19 protein-coding genes and 1 tRNA gene are annotated in these 15,649 nt (G+C 59.7%); 15 read left to right on the top strand and 5 right to left on the bottom strand.

Features of this window, described 5'->3' with window-relative positions:
* Positions 1-148: 148 nt before the first annotated feature.
* From EK373_RS27125 to EK373_RS27075, 11 genes are all read left to right on the top strand, one after another.
* Positions 149-646, top strand: coding sequence for a hypothetical protein (locus EK373_RS27125; protein ID WP_129647639.1), 498 nt, complete (start codon positions 149-151; stop codon positions 644-646).
* 22 nt (positions 647-668) lie between these two features.
* Positions 669-1,142 carry a hypothetical protein gene (locus tag EK373_RS27120; RefSeq protein ID WP_129647637.1) on the top strand — a complete coding sequence of 158 codons (474 nt, stop codon included), beginning with the start codon at positions 669-671 and terminating at the stop codon, positions 1,140-1,142.
* A 72-nt stretch (positions 1,143-1,214) separates the two neighbouring features.
* Positions 1,215-1,670, top strand: coding sequence for a DUF7684 family protein (locus EK373_RS27115; protein WP_129647635.1), 456 nt, complete (start codon positions 1,215-1,217; stop codon positions 1,668-1,670).
* A gap of 145 nt (positions 1,671-1,815) precedes the next feature.
* Complete coding sequence (locus EK373_RS27110; protein ID WP_129647633.1) at positions 1,816-2,397, top strand: hypothetical protein; 582 nt, start codon at positions 1,816-1,818, stop codon at positions 2,395-2,397.
* A gap of 1,124 nt (positions 2,398-3,521) precedes the next feature.
* A complete protein-coding gene (locus tag EK373_RS27105; protein WP_157994559.1) occupies positions 3,522-3,821 on the top strand; it encodes a hypothetical protein in 300 nt (99 codons plus the stop codon).
* Between the two features lie 68 nt (positions 3,822-3,889).
* Positions 3,890-4,378, top strand: coding sequence for a DUF7684 family protein (locus tag EK373_RS34545; RefSeq protein ID WP_456107224.1), 489 nt, complete (start codon positions 3,890-3,892; stop codon positions 4,376-4,378).
* Between the two features lie 29 nt (positions 4,379-4,407).
* Positions 4,408-4,881, top strand: a complete 474-nt coding sequence (locus EK373_RS27095) for a T6SS immunity protein Tdi1 domain-containing protein (protein WP_129647626.1) — start codon at positions 4,408-4,410, stop codon at positions 4,879-4,881.
* Between the two features lie 443 nt (positions 4,882-5,324).
* Positions 5,325-5,840 carry a hypothetical protein gene (locus tag EK373_RS27090; protein WP_129647624.1) on the top strand — a complete coding sequence of 172 codons (516 nt, stop codon included), beginning with the start codon at positions 5,325-5,327 and terminating at the stop codon, positions 5,838-5,840.
* A gap of 18 nt (positions 5,841-5,858) precedes the next feature.
* Positions 5,859-6,320: a hypothetical protein gene (locus EK373_RS27085; protein ID WP_129647622.1), complete on the top strand. Its 462-nt coding sequence runs from the start codon at positions 5,859-5,861 to the stop codon at positions 6,318-6,320.
* 571 nt (positions 6,321-6,891) lie between these two features.
* Entirely contained in the window at positions 6,892-7,362 is a 471-nt protein-coding gene (locus tag EK373_RS27080; protein ID WP_129647620.1) for a group II truncated hemoglobin, read from the top strand.
* A gap of 105 nt (positions 7,363-7,467) precedes the next feature.
* Complete coding sequence (locus tag EK373_RS27075; RefSeq protein ID WP_129647619.1) at positions 7,468-7,752, top strand: hypothetical protein; 285 nt, start codon at positions 7,468-7,470, stop codon at positions 7,750-7,752.
* A 79-nt stretch (positions 7,753-7,831) separates the two neighbouring features.
* Here the strand turns inward: EK373_RS27075 and EK373_RS27070 are convergent, their stop codons facing one another.
* The gene (locus tag EK373_RS27070; RefSeq protein WP_129647618.1) at positions 7,832-8,032 is read right to left on the bottom strand and encodes a SymE family type I addiction module toxin; all 201 of its coding nucleotides are present in this window, start codon (positions 8,030-8,032) and stop codon (positions 7,832-7,834) included.
* A gap of 341 nt (positions 8,033-8,373) precedes the next feature.
* Here EK373_RS27070 and EK373_RS27065 point away from each other — a divergent pair, with 341 nt between their 5' ends.
* Together EK373_RS27065 and EK373_RS27060 are read left to right on the top strand one after the other, a co-directional pair.
* Entirely contained in the window at positions 8,374-8,886 is a 513-nt protein-coding gene (locus tag EK373_RS27065) for a hypothetical protein (protein WP_129647617.1), read from the top strand.
* Between the two features lie 75 nt (positions 8,887-8,961).
* Positions 8,962-9,267, top strand: a complete 306-nt coding sequence (locus EK373_RS27060) for a cyclic-phosphate processing receiver domain-containing protein (protein WP_129647616.1) — start codon at positions 8,962-8,964, stop codon at positions 9,265-9,267.
* A 577-nt stretch (positions 9,268-9,844) separates the two neighbouring features.
* On the opposite strand, the gene EK373_RS27055 is transcribed toward EK373_RS27060, so the two are convergent.
* The 4 genes from EK373_RS27055 to EK373_RS27040 form a co-directional block, all read right to left on the bottom strand.
* Positions 9,845-9,919 (bottom strand) — tRNA-Gln (locus tag EK373_RS27055).
* Positions 9,920-9,959: 40 nt separating this feature from the next.
* Entirely contained in the window at positions 9,960-10,832 is an 873-nt protein-coding gene (ispE, locus tag EK373_RS27050) for a 4-(cytidine 5'-diphospho)-2-C-methyl-D-erythritol kinase (RefSeq protein WP_129647615.1), read from the bottom strand.
* Positions 10,829-11,392 (bottom strand): lipoprotein insertase outer membrane protein LolB, encoded by a 564-nt coding sequence (gene lolB / locus EK373_RS27045; RefSeq protein WP_157994558.1) that lies wholly within the window; start codon positions 11,390-11,392, stop codon positions 10,829-10,831. Before lolB ends, ispE begins: the two co-directional genes overlap by 4 nt.
* Positions 11,393-11,430: 38 nt before the next feature.
* The gene (locus tag EK373_RS27040) at positions 11,431-13,122 is read right to left on the bottom strand and encodes a tetratricopeptide repeat protein (RefSeq protein WP_129647613.1); all 1,692 of its coding nucleotides are present in this window, start codon (positions 13,120-13,122) and stop codon (positions 11,431-11,433) included.
* 116 nt (positions 13,123-13,238) lie between these two features.
* Here EK373_RS27040 and hemA point away from each other — a divergent pair, with 116 nt between their 5' ends.
* A complete protein-coding gene (gene hemA / locus EK373_RS27035; RefSeq protein WP_129647612.1) occupies positions 13,239-14,558 on the top strand; it encodes a glutamyl-tRNA reductase in 1,320 nt (439 codons plus the stop codon).
* Entirely contained in the window at positions 14,558-15,640 is a 1,083-nt protein-coding gene (prfA, locus tag EK373_RS27030) for a peptide chain release factor 1 (protein WP_129647611.1), read from the top strand. The genes hemA and prfA overlap by 1 nt, the downstream gene beginning before the upstream one ends.
* Positions 15,641-15,649 lie beyond the last annotated feature (9 nt).

Raw genomic sequence — 15,649 nt, 5'->3', positions numbered from 1 at the left:
TGCCTAAGTCATGAAGATATGGGACGAAAGCGGAAGGCGGAGCCAGGTTGGCGGGGGGATACACCGCACTTTTGCGGCCTCCAGAAATACGCCTCGGCACTAACTACCGCATGTAGGCGGTCTATATAAGAGTTCGGCCCGGAAGACTATGACTAAAGCCATTCTCTGCGTTCTTGCCTTGACTGTCGGAGCTGTCGGCGTGTCAGGTGCTTGCTCCTGCATCCGAGAGAGCAATGACAAGCGGACAGCTGTGGCTGATCGATTCGAAAGAGCGCAGCTCGTCTTCCTGGGCCGCATCGAGGGCACGGAGCGCTTCACGCTTATGGAAGAGGGTGACTTCGAGGTCGAGTATCAGAGAACGCAGTTCTATATTCTCGAGGCATGGAAGGGCGAAAAAGCGAGCCGCGTGTTTGTTCAGTCAGCGATCACGTGCTGCCTATGCGGCTATGAGTTCCCGAAATCGGGAGTCTTCCTCGTGTTCGCATATGGCCCAGACAAGGATGGCTACTACGAGGCGACGAGTTGTACTCGTCCCCTAAGGCGCAGCGAAGCAAACGAAGACATCGCAATACTGAACGAGCTTGCTGATGAGAGCCGAACAAGCCGTTCAACCCGATCGCGCGCGAAGACGCGCGCGCCGGGTTAACGGCGGCGTTAGGGAGCAGCGAATGCAGGAAGTCTGGACGGAAGCGGACTTTGATCGCATGTCGTGGCACGACAACCACGTTCATGGGATTCGGTTTGTTGAGGGAGAAAATGGGGAGGGGGAGCTGGTACTCGACATCGACCACATTCTTGAGTGGCTAAAAGGCGAGGACGGTGGATTCAAGTTTCGGGTGCAGCCCGCGACGCTTATCTTTCATGGCGTCATGTTCCCTCGAATCTCGATTGACTACGCCGCGGCCACCGCCGCATTCGGTCCATTTATGATTGACGGGATGGAGCGACGGGTGGAGAGTCGAGTGAGTTACGAAGCGCAGGTATGGAGGCTTCCGATAAGTTGGCCTGGGGGCGAGGTCGAGTTCGAGGCTCGCGGGTTTACGCAGCGAGCCGAAGGGCAGTCAGTTGTCACAACGAGTCAGCTCCTCACGGCTGCGCAGCGGCGTGTGCTCCCTAACAAAACAATGGAGCCGACGCGGTGAAACCTTGGCGCTTTTCCTCAGCGACATCCCGCCGCGCGGCTCATCGTTGTCGTTGGATTGCAGGAAGCAGGAATGCAACGCGTCTTCTCTAACGCATTGTCCCGACCGTACGCATTTCGATCGCCCGTGCCGGGCACGGAGTACGCTGCGTGGATCATCTCCCATGATCGAACGCAAACCGCGGCGGAGCGGGACAAGATCGCAGCGGAGTTGGTGGGCTCCGGATGCAGGTACGCCGTTTGCTCCGGTTTCGAAGCATCAAAATGGGACGACGCAGTTGACTTGGCGTTCCTCGATACATCTGCAGAATTCAAGCCGCCTGACGACAGGTTCGTTATGACCTCGTGGCACTGTCAAGAACCGCTGCAAGACATCGCCGAGTTCTTTGTGCTGAACACGTCCTTTGACTTCTTCGAGCCCTCCGCGTTTGTCATAGTCGCCATCGGCGACGATCCAGGGGTGCAGCAGGCGGAGGCCCTCGTGCGCGGGCTGCTGCAATCCAACAAAACAATGGAGCCGACGCGGTGAAACGTATGCGCCCTTCGTTAGCCTCATCGCGCCGCGCGGCTCATTGTTGTCGTTAGGCCCCGAAAAACCTATGCCTGAGCACCGGAGAATACTCGCGCGCGTCGGTTGGCTTCTCATCGTCGTGGGAGCCTTGGATATAGGCTTCATGATCTACTGCATTACCAATCAGATGAGTTACTCATCTAGCCTAAACATCTTTACAGTCGTCGCAGGCATCTTTCTGGTCAGAGGCAGTTTAGACACTGCGCGGATAGTTACCTGGTTCAGCGCATTTATGCTCTCCGGCTTCCTGCTTGGGTCCTTAATAATTTCTCCGTGGTTGCAGCCATTGGAGTACTGGCTGATTACGTTTCGCGAAGATCCCCTCAGTTCTCTGGGTTCGATGGTCTTGCTTCCCGCAGTGTTGTTCATGCTCTTTTGGGTCTATAGGGAGCTACGCTCGCCGCCTGTCTTGGAGGCTCGTGCTACGGCAGGTCACAAATCGGGCGCGCCCAGGTTAGCGTTCCTTGCTGGAAGCGTATTGGCTGTCGTGATGGCCGTGATGTTGCAGCTCACGCTCAAGGGCGAGTCGGCTGAAAAAGCAGTACGCTTAGCAGCTGAACAGCACGGTGCCGAGTACAGGTACTTTGTTTCGAGCATCAACTGGGCGGGTCGACACGTGTCGGCGCGGCTGACTGCATATAACGACAAAGAAACAAAAGAGGTTGCGGTCGAATGGGAAAGATAATGGCGCATGGGCTAACAAGCGCATGCACGCGACGTGCGAGGACGCACGCGCGTGATGCGCGGCGTTAGGCACAGATGAATGCGTCAGTTAGACATTGCAGCGCGTGCGGAAAGCCTCGGCCGGCAACGGAAGAGTTCTGCCCGTATTGCACAGCCCCGCCCGCAGCAAGCCCACCGCGAAAGCGGTCGGCATCATCGACCATAGATACGGGTCTTGAATGTCGGTGGGGTGGCGGCCCAGACAATCCGACGCTTGAGGAACTGCAAGCGGCCTTGGTGGAACTAGACACGCCCGATGAGGAGCACCCGAATACGTGGTTAACAGACGCGGATGGCTGGACCGTCGACGTTTACGAGCATGGTCTCGTGATCTTCAGTTCGAACGGCGAGATGATTTGTGAGCGTCGCGGCGTTTCGAGGCATGAGGCACTCGATCTCTGGCTACTCCTGCAACGAGGAGCGCGAGATGAAATTCGTGATCGCTTGGCGCGACAGAGCGCCTAACATCACGCTGGTTCCGACTCGCAAAGGCGAAGCGCCTTTGCTCGCGGCACAGCGTGGGCGTTGGGCATCATGAGCGAAGAGACATTCGAGCTCTGGATACCTACGGAGGGTCATTTTCAGAATCCAGAGATTCTGGAGGTGAGCTGGTCCGTGGAGGATGGGTTGAAAATCGGTATTGCGGAGGGTCTTTCCGGTTCGGTTCGCGTCTGGGTAGAGTTCGCGCCTGAAAGGGCATTCCAATGTATAGATGAAGGTCATCGCCTTCGCTCGATCCCTGTAGAGCCTGGGCTGATCTGGCGCGTCCATGGTTCCGAGTACATCGTGGCGTTTCGACGGTCTGCCGCTAGTACAATGGACTCCTTTCCTCTAATCCACTGGTTTGTTAAATCAGGAAATCAGTGCGTAGATGTTTTATCGGAGTCGGAGCCGGTCCTAAGGTCAGCTGATGCCCAACAAACCGCTGCAGGCGACGCGCGGGACGCGCGCGCCTGAGCGGCGGCGTTGGGCGGTAAGGGAATGAGGATTCGGAGCCTGACAATCTGCGATTGGAACGAGAGAGGCCGGACCGATACGGTGATTGATAAACCGTCGTGGGCTGAGGTCGAGTCAGCTATACGCGCTATGAACAATTGCAATCTGAACGACGTGCACCTAGGCCTTGAGGGCAACGCCGACGTGTCATTGACGGTTGGCGGCGGTTCCGGAAAGTACATCGTTTCCGGCTCCGTGGCGGCCGAGTCTTTTCCGACGCTTACCGACCCGTCAATTGCAGAAGATCCCCACATCGACTTGGTCGTCGGTGGTCAACTCGCCGACTATCCCGCCTGCTACGTTGTCAGCCTGGAGCACGCGCTTGGCGCCGTTCGCTCGGTTGCGGAGAGTGGTGTCTTCGGCTCTGAGTTTCACTGGACGTATGTGTGAGGTGCCCAACAAATTGCTGCACGCGACGCGCGAAACGCGCGCGCGTGAGCAATGGCGTTAGGCTGAAGATGATCGAGTATCAGCCCGTCACCGAAGTTGGCACACTGCCCGACGTCAGAGCGCTTGCGCCATATAAGTGTGTAGTAATCATTGAGTCCTCAGTCTCTGTGGCGCGCCAGGTTGAGATCAGCCGATGGTTGGTGGATTCTGGCTGTCTCTACATGATGGCCTGGGGGCCAGGGTGCAGCTCCTGGGATGATTCCGTCGATTTAGCGAATCTTGAGCAGTTCGATTTCCGTGACGTACCCGAAGACAACTTCGTCATGACGACATGGCATGAGTCTGAGTCCTTGAGCGAGGTCTTCGGATTTTCAAAGTTTGCAGCCATGCATCCGAGCACAGAAATGCAACGACTCTCATACTTCATGTCAATGGCAACGGGAAGAAAGAAGAATTCAAGCGGATGCTCGAAGATGCCTAACAAAGCGATCGAGTCCGCTCCCGTTGGTCGCCCGACTCGCAAAAGCGATGCGCTTTTGCTCGCGGCTCATCGCTAGCGTTGGGCTTCAGAGGAAGGAGCAGAGACGTGACCTTGAATGATCTGACCGTGAACTTCAGTCACCTGAATCGCGAAGCAATATTGAGCGAGTGGGAATGGCTCATCGGCACGCACAAGTTGCCAATATTGCTTGCAGCAAGCGGCGATGCCTTCGTGCAAGATGTTAACGATGGCAGCATTCACATTCTCGACACGCTCGAAGCCAAGCTACAAAAGGTGGCGGACTCAGTGGAAGAGTTTCGGACGCTGCTATCGGATAGGCAATTTGTCGGTAGTCACTTTGCGGTCCAAATGGTGGGTGAGCTCCGCTCTTCTGGGTGCGTGCTTCAGCGAGGGCAGATTTATAGTTTCAAGCACCCACCGGTGCTAGGTGGCGAGGTTGATGTCGGCAATGTAGAGGTCTCGGACATCGAGGTTCACTTCTCTGTGTCGGGTCAGATACACAGACAGGTGTCCAGGCTTCCACCTGGCACCCGCATCGACAAAGTGGTGATAGAGTGAGGCAGCCCAACAAGCCGCTGGTTCCGACTCGCAAAAGCGAGGCGCTTTTGCTCGCGGCACAGCGGCGGCGTTGGGCGTAAAAAATATGAAGATTGCCTATGCAGTTCTCGGAGCAGTGCTCGTGCTAGTTGGCGTGTACTGCTCGCTGTGGATCATGTCGTCGGCCAGCCTTGCGTGCACGGCGTGCAACTGCGAATACTCACTCTTCGCGCCAACGTTCCGATGCCGCCAGCCCGTCATCGCCACTATTCTGGCGGTGGGTTCATTTGGAGGCGCGGTGGCGGCATTCATCGCCTGTTCGCGGGCCTTGCGTCGCGAAAGCGCGCAGACAGAGCAGTAGGAATCGCCATGGGTACGGAGCAACTGCCCAACAAGCCGCTGGTTCCGACTCGCAAAAGCGAGGCGCTTTTGCTCGCGGCACAGCGGCGGCGTTGGGCGTCAGAATGAAGAATGCATTCACACTCATGGTCCTCGTCGCTGCCGTCGGATGCGCCTCGCAGACACCGAGCGAACATGAGCGGTTGACGGTGCTCCAGACTCCTTCGTCTTGGAAAGCCAATTCATTCTGGACAATTGCAGTCGTCGATAGCAAGCAACGGCTGATTCAGTCGATGACCCTACGGCTGACCGAAGACAAAGGAGAATCCTGTACGAACGAAGATTGGTACCGTGCCGAAGTCCTTGCGCAAGAACCAGCACAGCACCCACAGTTTCAGGGCATGGCTGCATATCAGGTAACGGGGCGAGCATTCGTTCTGAATCTGACAGCGAATCTCTGTGACAGCGATAACGAACTCCGGGGCGAACTCAGCGAAACTGGGGTCAGTGGTTCCTACTGGTCTGGCGGTCCGCTGGGAGGCGAATTTATCGGAACGTTCTACGGTGTCATGGTTGCGGACGTGGCGGCGCCCAACAAATTGCTGCACGCGACGTGCGAGACGCACGCGCGTGAGCAATAGCGTTAGGGCTACAGAAGAATGACAGCAGTACCTCATTCGAGCTTTCTTGCGTCCTTCCCAAAGGATTTGGAATTCGACCATCCCGCGGGCGCGAGCTTTGCCAGAGAACTGGAGAGCAAACTTCGTAGCCGCTCATTCTCCGTCGAGGAGTTTGATAATTGGCGGGACTGCGGCTGGGTAGTTCATGTACAGGTCCGCGAGAAGCTCTTTGAGGTGTATTTTGCCGAGTACGGAGAAGAGTCTCAGCAGGGTTGGTTGCTTGCCGTCGCTCCGCTAAATCAACCAGGCGCGTTGGCGCGTCTGTTCGGTCACAAGGCAATTCCGGTGGAAGCTGAGCTTCAGTCACTGGCCGTTGCCGTTCATGAGATCTTGTCCGCGCACCCGGCAGTTACCAACATCCGTTGGTTTCTTGGCGGTCCACCAGAGAAGGTGCCTTCGTATGCTTCGCCCCATGAGTTGGCATTGTCAGATCAGTCCTAACAAGCCGCTGGTTCCGACTCGCAAAGGCGAAGCGCCTTTGCTCGCGGCACAGCGGCACCGTTAGAGGTTAGAAGTGTTGTCCGAATATCAGTCGCGGTGGGTTCATGAAGTCTGGATCCTAGGCGCCGTTCCGCTTGCAATCTCGGCTATCTATGTCGGGGTCGGTCGGGGAAATGCGTTGTGGAGGCGATGCGTTTGCGCTGTCCCGGGATTCATTCTTTGCGGCGCCCTCGGCTATGCCATAGCGGTTTCGCCACTTACCGAGAACGATGCATGGGAGCCATATTACTGGTCGTTCTTGTGGATGTTTCTCTTGTATGGAGTCAGCGTGGTGATGTGCCTGCTTGTACACAGAGGGCCAAGACCTGTGCATGCCTTGCAGGTTATTCAGCTTCCTTTCGCATTTCTTGTTTGGTTGTTCGGCGCTCAGATCATTTCACGCGTGCCGTTTCCATGAAATCTCTAACAAAGTGCTCGAGAGCGACGCGCGAAACGCGCGCGCCTCAGCACTGTCGTTAGGCGGCTTTATGCGTACGTTTACCTTCGATCTTTCATGAACGGGGATACACCTATGCCAACGATCTACGAAGCCGTAGGTGGCCTAGATGGGCTGCTCAGATTGGCTAGTGCGTGGCACACCAGGGTGCTGGAGGACGAAGTGGTGAGCCATGCGTTCAGCCACGGGTATCACGCACAGCACACCGAGCGCCTCGCCACGTACTGGGCGGAGGCGCTAGGCGGACCGACGACGTACTCTGACCGGTACGGCGATGAAACCTACGTCGTCCGGATGCACAGCGGCAATGGACTGCACGAGGAGATGGACCGGCGGGCAATCGCGTGTTTCGATCGGGCGTTGGAAGATGTCGGACTCGCGCGTGACGAACACCTCCGAGACGTGCTGCACGATTACTTTGCATGGGCCACTACAACCACGATGGCTCGTTATCACCACTCGGCGGAGGATGTACCGGATGGCTTGCAAATCCCAAAGTGGTCTTGGCACGGACTCGTCCGTGCAGGAAGGGCCGATGGCATTTGAAGACCTGCTCATTGGTGCACCAAGTGAGCAGCTGCCTAACATCTCATTCCAGCGGACGCGCTACGCGCGCCGCTAAATTCGGGCGTTATGCGTAAAGAAGACCGGATGAGCCCAGACGACGCAGAGCGCCTCAACGTTCTGCTATTGCAAATCCAAGCGAAGCTGGGCCAGAGCGCTGCCTTCATTCGAGATCTCGATTCGACCAAGAGCTCCGAGAGCTATCAGCGAGTTGTCGCCGAGATTATGGCAACGATCCAGCTGGACATTCAGGAGCGTCTCTGGCGCGACTACCCACAGTTGCGGCCGGAGTTCCTAAATGGACCCTACAAGATCAATCCGCAGATCCATGAGCCGCCGTTTTATGAGCCGAGCGATGCGAAGGAAGCATAGCTAGCGAAACCAACGAATAGCGCTCCCGGCGTCACGCCAGAAAGAGCCCTGACATAACTGCCAGGGCTCGGAGTAGAGATCAGGCCCGTTCGGCGGTTAGAATCAGCTGATTCTCCCGAACTTCGACGTTGATGTTGTGGCCGATGAGGAAGTTGGCTTCTTCAAGCCAGAGACCTTTGAGAAGGACGAAAGGAACTTGAGGACTAGGCTTGTAACTGTTCCGATCAGCGCTGAGGCGGTCGTAGTGTCCCGCTCGGACCTTGAGCTTTCGATTCTTCATGAGTTCACCTGCTGCAATTTCTACGTTGCAAAAGTGGGCGGTCGGGTGGGTAGAAACAGCAACAGGTACTGCCTCGGCTATTCCCTGCAAGCAGGTCTTGTATTCGCCAAGACACCCGACCATTACATTCCGAACTTCGGGCACAAAAAAGCCGCAATGTTCGGGTTGCAGCTTGCCCGCCTGATGGAGTTTCTACGCTCCGCCGGAAACTTTACGCCGGTCAATCGGAGTGTCAATTGGAAACATTCGTTAGGTAGCGCGGGTCATCGCATAACAAGCGCGTGCATGCGACGCGCGAAGACGCGCGCGCATGACGCGCGGCGTTGGGTTGCAAAAGGGCTATGAGATTCATCCGCATCCTTCTGCAATGCATCGGCGCATTAGCGCTGATTGTAGTGGCTGGAGTGGCTGTCTACGCCTTCATGTCCTTCTCTGGACCCAAGAAGAGCACGGACAAGGACGATGCCTTGTTCGTTCTGAATTGGGGCGGTTTCAGTACAACCCAGAACTGGACGGTGATCGACGGTTCTGTGTCGGCACGAGACATTACCGGTGACCACACTGATTACTACTGCATCCAGCTCGAAGACGTTTCTGTCACCGAGCCGATGCTCATCGAATGGCAGACTGGACCAGAAACCAACGACCTATTAGCGGCCGCGTTGGAACAATCGCTCCAATGGGCTGAGTACGAGGGAGCGGATTGCTTTCCTTCATTTGAGATGGCCAACTCCCAGCAGATGAAGATAATGTTCTGGGGTATGAACACCCATGGCCGCGTTCCTGCAGGCGCGCAGGTACTGCTACTTCAGCCCTCAACAAAGCGCTTGTTTTACGTCAGTTTCGCAACGTGAGCTGCAACCCAACTATGCGCTGCACGCGACTCGCGAAGACGCTCGCGCGTGAGCGCAAACGTTAGCTGTCAGAGCATGAAAGTTTTCCTGGACGACGAGCGCGCTACACCCGAGGGCTGGGTGCGTGTGTACTGGCCGGCGGAGGCGGTGGCGCTGCTCGAGACAGGCAACGTTACGGAAGTCAGCCTCGACCACGACCTAGGCGATGATGAGAAAGGAACCGGATACGATGTCGTCTTGTGGATCGAAGAGGCGGTGGCCACACGCGGGTTTAGGCCGCCGAAGATGTCTGTGCATTCCGCCAACTCGTCCGCGAGAATAAAGATGGAACGTGGCATTCAGAACATTCAGAGGCTCGCATTGCTTGCAGCAGGCAGCTAACAAGCGAATCGAGTCCGCAAGCACTGCTTGCCCGACTCACAAAGTGCGATGCACTTTGTTCGCGGCTCATGCGCGGCGTTAGCTGCCATGGAAGAACTGAACGACATTTGGCCTCTGAGCGATATCCATCGAAGGCGATTTCCATCTATGAAGGACCAGATGTATTTGCAGAGGAGTTTGCCGCCGCGTCACCGGTTCACCGGGAGGCCTTGTGGTTGCAGCATGCGAAGCACACCTAACAACCGGCTCGAGTTCGCGCGCAGAGCGCGCCCGACTCGCAAAAGCGCTGCGCCTTTGCTCGCGGCTCAGCCTGGGCGCTAGGCACCGATCGCGAATGGCGGGACCGAATCCCGCCATTCCCCCAATGCAAGCTCTCGCGCGTGACTCTTCAGTACGCGATCCAAGCGTCGCTTCTTCCCCTCGCGACAAACGGTTAGCTGCGAAGGCCCCCAGACTCGTCCTACTCCGCGGAATGCATCGTCGTGCGCTAGTGCCAGCTTGGTGCCTGCGCTGGGGGATCTCAGGGGCCTCAACGAATGCAGCAGCGTTTCTAAGTTATTGTTTTTAGAGTTGATATTGGCTGGGGCGGAAGGATTCGAACCTCCGAATGGCGGGATCAAAACCCGCTGCCTTACCACTTGGCGACGCCCCAACAGATGCAAAAGCGCGACTCGATCTCGAGTCGGAGGAGTTCAGGCCGATTCGTGCGCCAGCCGGTCCAGCAGCGGCGAACGGTTCAGGCCACGGACAACGTAACCGGTCCAGCGCGCAGGAACGCGCGCCAATACGCTCCGAGCCGTCGCCTCCTCAGGCAGCGCGACGAACACGCAGGCGCCGGTGCCGGTCAGCCTTGACTCCCCGAATTCTTCAAGCCAATCAAGCGCTTCGGCAATCTCACCACTACGCTTGCGGACTACCGGGACACAGTCGTTGTGACCACCCCCGGCGAAGAAGGCGCGTATTGTCGTGACGGGTGAATTACGTGTCAATTCAGGGTCCTGAAAGACGGCCGCAGTGCTCACTCCGGTTTGCGGTTTGAGCACCAGAAATACCTGCTCCGGGAAGTCGCACGGCGTGAGTTGTTCGCCGACACCCTCGGCCCACGCCGAATGACCGCGCACAAAAACAGGCACATCGGCGCCGAGCTCCAGACCGAGCGTGGCCAGCTCCTCGATCTTCAAGCCCAGTCGCCAAAGCTCGTTGAGCGCAACCAGCACAGTCGCCGCGTCCGAGCTGCCGCCGCCCAGGCCGCCTTGGACGGGAATGCGCTTTTTGATTTCGATACCGACGCCGTCGAAGACTTCGTAGCGAGTCGCGAGCAAGCGCGCGGCGCGCACGACCAGATCCTGTTCGGCGGGGATGTCGGCGTTGTCGCCGACGCGTTCGATCACGCCGGCCGGGCGCCGATAGAACTGCAGCTCATCGCACAGATCGATGAGTTGCATGGCGCTTTGTAACAGGTGATAGCCGTCGGCGCGGCGGCCGACGATGTGCAGGCACAGATTGAGCTTGGCGGGCGCCGGCCAGGGTTCCGGCAGCCCGAGGAATTCGTTGTTGTCGTTCATTGTCCGAGCTGCCAGCGATCGACGACGATGCGTACGCGTGCGTCGCCGCTCGTGGCGGTGATGCGCATGGGTACGCGAGCGCCGGGTTCAGTGGAGTAGCGCTGATAGTCGATGCGCCAGCCGCCTTGCTCCAGCGACGTTACGCCGTTTTCGTTTTCATCGTGCCACCGATGCTCGCCGGGCGCGGCGAGACCGAGCATCCAATAACGCAGGTTGCCGGCGGGCACGGCAGTGCCGAGGCGGTTCTGCAGTTCGTCCCAAGCAGCGTCGGACTCGAGCTTGAGGCCGTCGCTGGTCTCCAAGATGAGATTCGGATTGCCGCCCGTGCCGCTCATTTCCAGACGCACGCCGCCGATGCCGACCGGACCGCGGATGTCGACGTTGGAAACATCGCCGCGTTGACGCCACTCGAAGCTGCCGGAGCCGCCGTTATCGGGCCCGGAAACGCCGAGTCGGCCGCGAGCCTGCCAGCGATCGAGATCCTTTAAATCAGCGGGAATCGCCGTGCCTGGAGCGGGGCCTTTGGGCGCAGTGGCACAGCCGGCAGCGAGTAGAAACATCGCAGCGAGCGCCGGCAAGGAAAGTCGACACCCCACGGTCAGTTCAGCTTCTGCAGCCGCTGCTTGATCTCGTTGTTTTCCGGATAGCGCTCGCTGGCGCGCTTCCATACATCGCGGGCATCGTCCTTGCGATCCAGCGCGAGCAGCACTTCGCCGAGGTGCAGATCCACTTCCGGATCGTTGATCCGACGCCTGGCGTGCTCCAGATACCCGAGCGCATCCTGAGAACGGCCGACTCGGTGCAGCGCCCAGCCCATGCTATCGAGCACCGCGCCGCTGTCCGGCGTTTCGGTCAGCGCCTGCTCGATCAGGTCGAGACCTTCCTTGTGATGACGCGTGCGATCGACCAGCGTATAGCCGAGCGCATTGGTCGCCGAGGGATCGTTCGGGCGATCGGCGACGAGCCGGCGCAGATCGGCGATCGCTTCATCCACCTTGTCCGCGGATTCGAGCTGGAAAATTCGAGCGAAGCGCAGCTCGACTGCATCGGGATACGCTTTCAACGCCGAATCCAGCAGCGCGAGCGCGCCGGCAGTGTCGCCGTTGGAGCTCATCAAAGAAGCGCGGGCGGTGATGGTCTCGACCCGGTACTGAGGACGAGTGGCGCCGAACTCTTCGAGATGCTTGAGCCCGGCCTCCAGGCCGTCGTTCTTCGCCTTGATGCGGGCCAGGCGCGTCTGCGCGGCCATGGCGAATTCGCCGCCGGTGACGCGGCCGTAGATCTGCGAAGCGTCGTCCCAGGCTTCGCGACCTTCGGCAATCGCGCCGAGATAGAACAGCGATTCGTAAACGAACCGGCCGCTGGACACCAGGTTGCTGAAGCGTTGCGCGGCGGAGTCGCGATTGCCGAGCTGGAAGTCGATGTCGGCGAGCGCGCGCTCCACGACGGTGCCGGTGGATTCGCTGTTGGCAAGCGCAGCCAATTCCTTGCGCCCCTGCTCTTCCTTGCCTGCCTGCATCAGCATCAGCGCATATTCGAGCCGGTTGGAATCCTGATTGTCCTGATCGATGACCTGCTTGGCGGTGACCAGCGCGCCCTCGGCGTCGCCGGTCAGCATTTGCATGCGAGCCAGCAGCAGGCCGGCCGGCGACCAGTACGGCCCCAGTTCGCGCGCCTTGCGGGCGTGCTCCATCGCCAGCGACAGGTTGTCCGACTGGGACGCGGCCTGCGCCAGCGCGTAGTGCGCTTCGGTCACATCGGGATACTTCACGACCAGCTGGCGGAGCACGGCGGTGGCCCCGCTCGGCGTGCCCTCGTCCGCCAGTTGCGGGAGCAGCGCCAGGAAGCCAGCCTGCGGATTGATGAAGGCCGAGTCGAGCAGGATGCCCAGGTGCTCGGTGGCCGTATTGATCCTATAGAGATGAAGCGCGGCGAACGCGGCAAAGCGCCGGGCTTCCTCGTTGGTGTGGTTCAGCTCGAGCCAGCGCTCGGCGGCAGCTTGCACGACGGTCCATTGGCGATGCTCGTGGGCGACCCGGGTGGCCTGCTCGGCCAGCTCCTCGTCGTTGGACGCCTGGGCAGCGCGCAGATAGGCCTTGGACGCTTCCAGGTATTGCCCCCGTTGCAAGGCCATTTCGGCGCCCAATACCAGGGCATTGGGGTCTGCCGGCAAATTCTCGACGGCCGGCTCGCGCTTGCCGCCCGGGGCAGTACACGCCGCCAGGACGGACGCCAGCAAGAACGCCGCGATACGCGGGGAATAGCGGAATGGAGGAGGAAGTGGGCTCATTGTCAATTAACTATATCAGCTTGGATCGAGACCGCTTGGTCGGCGGAACCTGCCGACTCGCTTGTCATTAGTGAGCCCTTCCCCGACAATCCGCCACCGTTGCGACTGCAGCCGGCATGCCACTCGTCGTCATAGGAATCAATCACCGCACCGCGCCCGTCGAAATCCGCGAAAAGATGGTCTTTGCGGGTGAGGAGCTGCCCGCGGCCTTGCGGGAATTGGCGGGCCAGCCGGGGGTGCGCGAAGCGTTGATCGTTTCCACCTGTAACCGCACCGAGCTCTATTGTTTCGCGGACGCCGGCGGACAAGCCCCCGACGGTGGTGTTAACGGGCCGGGACCGCTCCTGGATCCATCGCTACCCCTGTCCGATTGGCTCGCCCACTGGCACGACCTGGCCGCGCATCGGCTGGATATCGATCGGACCTTGTACCGCCTGCACGGCTCGGCAGCGGTCCAGCACTTGTTCGCGGTTGCCTGCGGCCTGGATTCCCTGGTGATCGGGGAGCCGCAGATCCTGGGCCAGCTCAAGGACGCGTATCGCGCCGCCCATGAGCAGAGAGTGACCGGCCCGTACCTGAACCGGGTGATGCAGACGGCCTTTTCGGTGGCCAAGCGGGTCCGCACGCAAACTCGCATCGGCGCCAATGCCGTGTCGGTGGCGTATGCGGCCGTGTCGCTGGCGCGCACCGTGTTCGAGAAGTTTGCCGGCCACACGGCGTTGCTGGTCGGCGCCGGCGAGACGATTGCACTGGCCGCGCGTCACCTGCACGCGAACGGCCTCGGCAGGATGATCGTCGCGAATCGCAGCATCGGCCGGGCGCAGGAGCTCGCCGCCGAGTTCAAAGGCTTCGCGATCGGCATCGACGACATCGCGGCTCACTTGCCGGAAGCCGACATCGTGATCACGTCGACCGCCAGCCCGACGCCCGTGATCACCTACGATGCGGTCCAGGCCGCGGTTCGTGCCCGCAAGCGCAAGCCGATCTTCATGGTCGACATCGCCGTGCCGCGCGACATCGAAGCGGAAGTGTCGAAGATCGAAGACGTGTATCTGTTCACCATCGACGACTTACAAAACGTGGTGAACGAGAATCTGGCCTCGCGCCGCGAGGCCGCGCGCGATGCGAGTGAGATGCTGGCGACCGAAGTGTCGCTGTTCGAACAGCAGCTGAAAACGCTGGATGCGGTGCCGACCATCCGGCAGCTGCGCGAGGAAGCCGAAGCGGTGCGTGTGCAGACCGTCGATCAGGCGCGGCGTATGCTGGCGGCCGGGCGCGATCCGCGGGAAGTCGTGGACTTCCTGGCATCGACGCTCACCAACCGGCTGTTGCACGGCCCGAGCCAGCGGCTTCGAGAAGCCGCCGAGCGGGACGAAGTGGAATTACTGGAGGCCGCGCGCATCTTGTTCGCCGCCGACACTCCCGACCAAACCTGATGAAAGATTCGATACGCATCAAGCTGGAAAAGCTGGCCGAGCGCCACGAGGAAGTGGGCGGCCTGCTCGCCGATCCCGCCGTGATCGGCGACACCAACAAGTTTCGCGACCTGTCGGTGGAATATTCCAAGCTCGACCCGGTCGTCGCGCGCTACAAAGCCTATCTCGGCACGCTCGCCGAACGCGCCTCGGCGCGCGAAATGGCCGAAGGTGACGATCTGGAAATGCGCGAGCTCGGCCAGGAAGAGCTCGCCAGCCTCAGCGCGCGCATCGAAGTCGAAGAAGAAGAGCTCGCCAGGGAGCTCATCCCCAAAGACCAGCGCGACGAGAGCAACATCTATCTCGAAGTGCGCGCCGGCACCGGCGGCGACGAGGCGGCGATCTTCGCCGGCGACTTGTTCCGCATGTATTCGCGTTACGCCAGCCAGCACGGCTGGAATGTCGAAGTACTGTCGGAAAGCCCCGGCGAGCACGGCGGTTATAAAGAAGTCATCAGCCGGGTCGTCGGCCGCGGCGCGTTTTCGCACCTGAAATTCGAATCCGGCACGCATCGCGTGCAGCGCGTGCCCGCCACCGAAGCGCAGGGTCGCATTCACACCTCGGCGGTCACGGTCGCCATCCTGCCGGAGCTGGACGATATCGAACCCATCGAGCTCAACCCGGCGGAGCTGCGCATCGACACCTTCCGCGCTTCGGGCGCCGGCGGTCAGCACGTCAACAAAACCGACTCCGCGATTCGCGTCACGCATCTGCCCAGCGGCATCGTGGTGGAATGTCAGGATGAACGCTCGCAGCACAAGAACCGCTCGCGTGCCCTGTCCTTGCTCAAGGCCAAGCTCAAGGCAGCCGAGCAGGAAAAGCGCGACCAGGCCGAGGCCAGCTCACGCAAGCTGCAGGTCGGTTCGGGCGATCGTTCCGAACGCATCCGGACTTATAACTTTCCCCAAGGCCGCGTGACGGACCATCGCATCAACCTGACGCTGTACAAGCTGGCCGACGTGATCAACGGCGATCTGAACGGATTGATCCAGCCTTTGCAGCAGGAATATCAGGCGGAGCAGCTGGCCCGCATCGTGGAGTAACGGACTCAA

Source organism: Peristeroidobacter agariperforans, assembly GCF_004138335.1.
Lineage (GTDB): Bacteria > Pseudomonadota > Gammaproteobacteria > Steroidobacterales > Steroidobacteraceae > Steroidobacter > Steroidobacter agariperforans.
This window is presented reverse-complemented; position numbering and strand designations above follow the sequence as displayed.

Excerpts from the sequence above, each read along its gene's own strand:
- EK373_RS27125 (WP_129647639.1), top strand. The coding sequence starts at position 149 with ATGACTAAAGCCATTCTCTGCGTTCTTGCCTTGACTGTCGGAGCTGTC.
- EK373_RS27120 (WP_129647637.1), top strand. The coding sequence starts at position 669 with ATGCAGGAAGTCTGGACGGAAGCGGACTTTGATCGCATGTCGTGGCAC.
- EK373_RS27115 (WP_129647635.1), top strand. The coding sequence starts at position 1,215 with ATGCAACGCGTCTTCTCTAACGCATTGTCCCGACCGTACGCATTTCGA.
- EK373_RS27110 (WP_129647633.1), top strand. The coding sequence starts at position 1,816 with ATGATCTACTGCATTACCAATCAGATGAGTTACTCATCTAGCCTAAAC.
- EK373_RS27105 (WP_157994559.1), top strand. The coding sequence starts at position 3,522 with ATGAACAATTGCAATCTGAACGACGTGCACCTAGGCCTTGAGGGCAAC.
- EK373_RS34545 (WP_456107224.1), top strand. The coding sequence starts at position 3,890 with ATGATCGAGTATCAGCCCGTCACCGAAGTTGGCACACTGCCCGACGTC.
- EK373_RS27090 (WP_129647624.1), top strand. The coding sequence starts at position 5,325 with ATGAAGAATGCATTCACACTCATGGTCCTCGTCGCTGCCGTCGGATGC.
- EK373_RS27085 (WP_129647622.1), top strand. The coding sequence starts at position 5,859 with ATGACAGCAGTACCTCATTCGAGCTTTCTTGCGTCCTTCCCAAAGGAT.
- EK373_RS27080 (WP_129647620.1), top strand. The coding sequence starts at position 6,892 with ATGCCAACGATCTACGAAGCCGTAGGTGGCCTAGATGGGCTGCTCAGA.
- EK373_RS27075 (WP_129647619.1), top strand. The coding sequence starts at position 7,468 with ATGAGCCCAGACGACGCAGAGCGCCTCAACGTTCTGCTATTGCAAATC.
- EK373_RS27070 (WP_129647618.1), bottom strand. The coding sequence starts at position 8,032 with ATGAAGAATCGAAAGCTCAAGGTCCGAGCGGGACACTACGACCGCCTC.
- EK373_RS27065 (WP_129647617.1), top strand. The coding sequence starts at position 8,374 with ATGAGATTCATCCGCATCCTTCTGCAATGCATCGGCGCATTAGCGCTG.
- EK373_RS27060 (WP_129647616.1), top strand. The coding sequence starts at position 8,962 with ATGAAAGTTTTCCTGGACGACGAGCGCGCTACACCCGAGGGCTGGGTG.
- ispE (WP_129647615.1), bottom strand. The coding sequence starts at position 10,832 with ATGAACGACAACAACGAATTCCTCGGGCTGCCGGAACCCTGGCCGGCG.
- lolB (WP_157994558.1), bottom strand. The coding sequence starts at position 11,392 with ATGTTTCTACTCGCTGCCGGCTGTGCCACTGCGCCCAAAGGCCCCGCT.
- EK373_RS27040 (WP_129647613.1), bottom strand. The coding sequence starts at position 13,122 with ATGAGCCCACTTCCTCCTCCATTCCGCTATTCCCCGCGTATCGCGGCG.
- hemA (WP_129647612.1), top strand. The coding sequence starts at position 13,239 with ATGCCACTCGTCGTCATAGGAATCAATCACCGCACCGCGCCCGTCGAA.
- prfA (WP_129647611.1), top strand. The coding sequence starts at position 14,558 with ATGAAAGATTCGATACGCATCAAGCTGGAAAAGCTGGCCGAGCGCCAC.